The organism is Psychrobacillus sp. (assembly GCF_056205495.1).
In genome coordinates, this window is the sequence record NZ_JBAEAP010000483.1 from 1 (window position 1) to 3,911 (window position 3,911).

Genomic DNA, 3,911 nt, shown 5'->3' on the forward strand with positions numbered 1-3,911 from the left:
ATTATTGATTAAATTTTTAATAGAGAATAATATTACAATTCAATTATTTATATGAATTCAATAAATGAAAGAGAAATTTCTTTTTCATTATTTCGAGTAAACCCTTAATTGGTTTTTAAAGAACTGGTGATATGCTATCAAATTGACTTGCTTCTGCACGTCTCGTGCCAGATAGCTCTATCAAAAAAACACCTCTAAATACGTTCTATTCATATTTTCCATTAAAATTTCGGTTATTATTAGTCGCATTAACTAAGTGCAACTTAGAAAATAGTATTATTTTACTATTTTCATAGTTGAGAGTTTTACTTAAATTTGCTTGGGTATTTTTTAAAATGTAATTAGTAAAATTTAAGGAGGTATCTATCTTATGTTTTTTAACAAAAAAGAATTAAGTTTCCATGCGGTACCGGATAAGCCAGATCCAGTATTAGCAAAACACTTACAAGAAATTATTGGTGGTCAATTTGGAGAGATGAGTGTTGCCATGCAATACCTATTCCAAGGATGGAATACTAGAGGAAATGAAAGATATAAAGATTTGCTAATGGATACAGGTACGGAAGAGTTGGGACATATTGAAATGATTGCTACAATGGTAGCTAGATTATTAGAAGGTGCACCAGTTACAGAGCAAGAAAAAGGCGCTGCAAATCCACTTATTGGTGCGATAATGGGTGGGATGAGCCCTAAGGATGTATTAGTAGAGGGTATGAATCCTCAGCATGCAATTGTATCAGGATTAGGTGCAATGCCAGTTAACTCAGTAGGTGTCCCTTGGAATGCAGGCTATATAGTTGCAAGTGGTAACTTGTTAGCAGATATGCGTCATAATGTAATGGCCGAGTCTCAAGGACGTCTTCAAGTTGCACGTCTTTATGGTATGACTGACGATAAAGGAGTTAAGGATATGCTGTCCTTCCTGTTAGCTCGAGATACTATGCATCAAAATCAATGGTTGGCAGCAATTAAAGATTTAGAAGCAACTGAAGGCGGAGTTATTTGTCCAACTACTGTTCCACCGGAATGGGAAGCAACCGAATTCTCTCACACGCTTTATAATCATTCAGAAGGAGAAGACAGTGCAGAATTACCATGGTTAAAAGGAAATGCTCCAGATGGACACCCTTTCTCGTATGACCAAGGGAAAGCATTTGGTGAAAAGCCTGTCTTAAGCCCAGCTCCTCCTTCCTTACACAATACATTACCAGCAGAACACTTGAAATAATAATAAACGGACTATAAACAAAATTGGTACATCCAAGCTTGTTTATAGTCCGTTTTTTTATTAATGTTTTTGATAGAAGGTTTATAAACTGTATTATTCTTTTCCACATTCAATACAGCGGTGATCTGAATCCCCATCGCCATACATTCGCAGCTCCTTTTCCAAGCCACAGATTATACATTTATTAAAAAAAATTTGTGGTAATATACCTGACTCTGCTAAGGGCACCCATTCGTTTTCATACAGTTTTTTTGTCATCCCATAATCAATTAATATTAAATTGCCTTTATCATCTAATCCGTAATTTCCGCTATCCAAAAAATCAAAACCATCTAACTTTGAATCAATAAGATGAATTGCATCCTTCAGGTCATCTGTTAAACGACTATCATGGATAAGATTAATTTCATACGAACACCCATTTTCCAATGGTAAAGGTTTAAAATAAGGTTGTATCAGTATTTGTTCATCTAAATACGTAACCTTTGCTACGTGTTCTGCTAAGCCCTCTTTCTCCAAGAAATCATACATATATTGCTCGTTTAACCCTTGTTTATATCCTATTGGATGTAGAAATCTTTTAATCACTATATCATTATATATTTATATACTTTGCGAGTAGAACCAATACCAATAAAATTATCCTCCACACATAGCTCTATGTATTTATCTTTAATTTTCATCTATTCTACCTGTCCTTAAGGTTAGTAAATCATTTACTTCTTCTTTTATATACTCTTTAAATGCTACTAAATTTTCCCTCTTAAACTGTAAATCAGAACTCTCCCCTGTATACATGTCTATCGCAAGATTCACTAGCTGGCTTTGCTTTTCAGGTAAAAATGTTAATCCCCACTTACCAGCCTCCATTTTAGAGAAAATAGTACCACTCGTTAAATAACGGTATACTCTTAACATATTTAGTACGCAATAAACTGGTTTTTTCTCTATGTTACTCAAACAGTCTCTATAGTCTTCCAAAATTGAATCGATATAATCAGTCATAGGAATATTCGGGAATACATGCTCTATTGATTCACCTCTTAGACATATTCCTTTGTAGTTAATGATAGTGATATGGGCAGCCAAATCAGCATCTCTTTTCTCATCTATAAGCCATTTCTTTCTATTGTCTTCGTATCTTTCTCTCCAGTACTCACTATAATGATAATCATAGGCTGATGGATGCTCCCATTTTTCCAGCTGGCTTCTATTCATAAAACTAATTTCTATTGGGAAAGGTTTTTTAGACGATTTTAAGAAAAACTCGGTTAATGTTAATTTTTCGTGTAATGACAAGGCTTTTTCTGTTACTACCAATAAATCTATGTCACTACTTAACGGATTGAACCCTCCTAAAGCTAGAGACCCGTGTAAATAAAAACCGACACTATTATCACCTATCACCGTCTCAATTTCGTCTATTAATTGAAAAGTAAATTCTTTAACTTGATCTGTAGCGTCATCCCACTTCATCGATTAGCTACCTCTTTCAATGGCATAAATTCCTCTGGGTTCAATTCCTTTGCCTCAATTACTATGGCAGTTAAAAAAGCATCTGTCATCGTTTCGTGTCCCTCTCCTTTTTCCCAGAATACTGCATCTCCAGCTCTTACTTGTGTCTTCGTTTGTTCTTTACCGGTTACCCAGCCCTCTCCATTAACAATTAATAATAGCTGGGGCATAACGGCCTTATGAAATCCGATAACACCATTCTCCTCCAAATGCATACAGCCTATTACGGCCTCACTTCCTAATTTAGTTACTTTAGACATGATGAAATTCGAATTGTAATGATTGATTTTCTGTCCAACCTGTTGATCAAAACGGAATATTTTCATTTTGGCACTCCTCCATAACTACTTTAATTCCATTCTAAAGACAAATTTCCCTTCCTATTTAACATAATAAAACCCTTTGAAGTTTTGTATTACCTTCAAAGGGTTTATTAGACTCGATTCAATTCCATTTATTAAAAACAAAACTCATTAGTTCCTTTTAAGTGAATTCATTCAAGATATTTTTAATAGTTCTTTGTCTCTTCTACCATGCAGTAAGTAATAAATAGGAATACAAATTAGTATCAAAAAGACCATGGAAAGAAAAATAGGACGATAACCGCTATACGGTACTACAAAGCCTAATAGGAATGGACCTACTCCTAATCCAATATCATATAAAATGAAATAAGTTGATGTAGCAAGACCAAATCGATGTGGTGGAGTTACCTTCACTGCTACACTTTGAGCAATTGAATTAAAGTTACCATAACCGATCCCAATAAGTGCTGCTGCAAGTAAAAGCATCCACCCAGCAGTTGCCTGGCTGAATAAAAACATACCGATAGCAAACAAAACTAAACAAGGATACGTTACAATATTAGCTCCTTTAGTATCCATCAGCTTTCCTGTAAAAGGACGAGAAAAAATAACGACTATAGCATAAATTAAAAAGAAATAACTTGCTGCAGATACTAGATTTATCTCATCCGCATAGAAGGATAAAAAGGACATGACACCAGAATAGCTAAATCCTATTAGAAGTGCCACAAAAGAGATAGGTATAGCTCTAGGCTCTATAAATTTCGATATAAATGAGCTTTTTTCCATATCTTGATTTGGAGCTTTTGGTAATGGCACATCTATTTTTACAATCGCGTAGATGACTAAGCACACAACCGAAA

The 3,911-nt window shown here is 34.6% G+C and carries 5 protein-coding genes; 1 reads left to right on the forward strand and 4 read right to left on the reverse strand.

Annotated features, from left to right (window positions below):
- Nucleotides 1-370 precede the first annotated feature (370 nt).
- Nucleotides 371-1,228, forward strand: a complete 858-nt coding sequence (locus tag AC06OU_RS13875) for a manganese catalase family protein (protein ID WP_475856541.1) — start codon at nt 371-373, stop codon at nt 1,226-1,228.
- 93 nt (nt 1,229-1,321) lie between these two features.
- On the opposite strand, the gene AC06OU_RS13880 is transcribed toward AC06OU_RS13875, so the two are convergent.
- The 4 genes from AC06OU_RS13880 to AC06OU_RS13895 form a co-directional block, all read right to left on the reverse strand.
- Nucleotides 1,322-1,816: a protein kinase gene (locus AC06OU_RS13880; protein WP_475856543.1), complete on the reverse strand. Its 495-nt coding sequence runs from the start codon at nt 1,814-1,816 to the stop codon at nt 1,322-1,324.
- 84 nt (nt 1,817-1,900) lie between these two features.
- Nucleotides 1,901-2,704 carry an aminoglycoside adenylyltransferase domain-containing protein gene (locus AC06OU_RS13885; protein WP_475856545.1) on the reverse strand — a complete coding sequence of 268 codons (804 nt, stop codon included), beginning with the start codon at nt 2,702-2,704 and terminating at the stop codon, nt 1,901-1,903.
- Nucleotides 2,701-3,069 (reverse strand): cupin, encoded by a 369-nt coding sequence (locus AC06OU_RS13890; RefSeq protein WP_475856547.1) that lies wholly within the window; start codon nt 3,067-3,069, stop codon nt 2,701-2,703. Before AC06OU_RS13890 ends, AC06OU_RS13885 begins: the two co-directional genes overlap by 4 nt.
- 171 nt (nt 3,070-3,240) lie before the next feature.
- Nucleotides 3,241-3,911, reverse strand: a 671-nt coding sequence (locus AC06OU_RS13895) for an MFS transporter (protein ID WP_475856549.1), incomplete at its 5' end; no start/stop codon positions are given.

Coding starts and splice junctions, on each gene's coding strand:
- AC06OU_RS13875 (WP_475856541.1), top strand. CDS start 371: ATGTTTTTTAACAAAAAAGAATTAAGTTTCCATGCGGTACCGGATAAG.
- AC06OU_RS13885 (WP_475856545.1), bottom strand. CDS start 2,704: ATGAAGTGGGATGACGCTACAGATCAAGTTAAAGAATTTACTTTTCAA.
- AC06OU_RS13890 (WP_475856547.1), bottom strand. CDS start 3,069: ATGAAAATATTCCGTTTTGATCAACAGGTTGGACAGAAAATCAATCAT.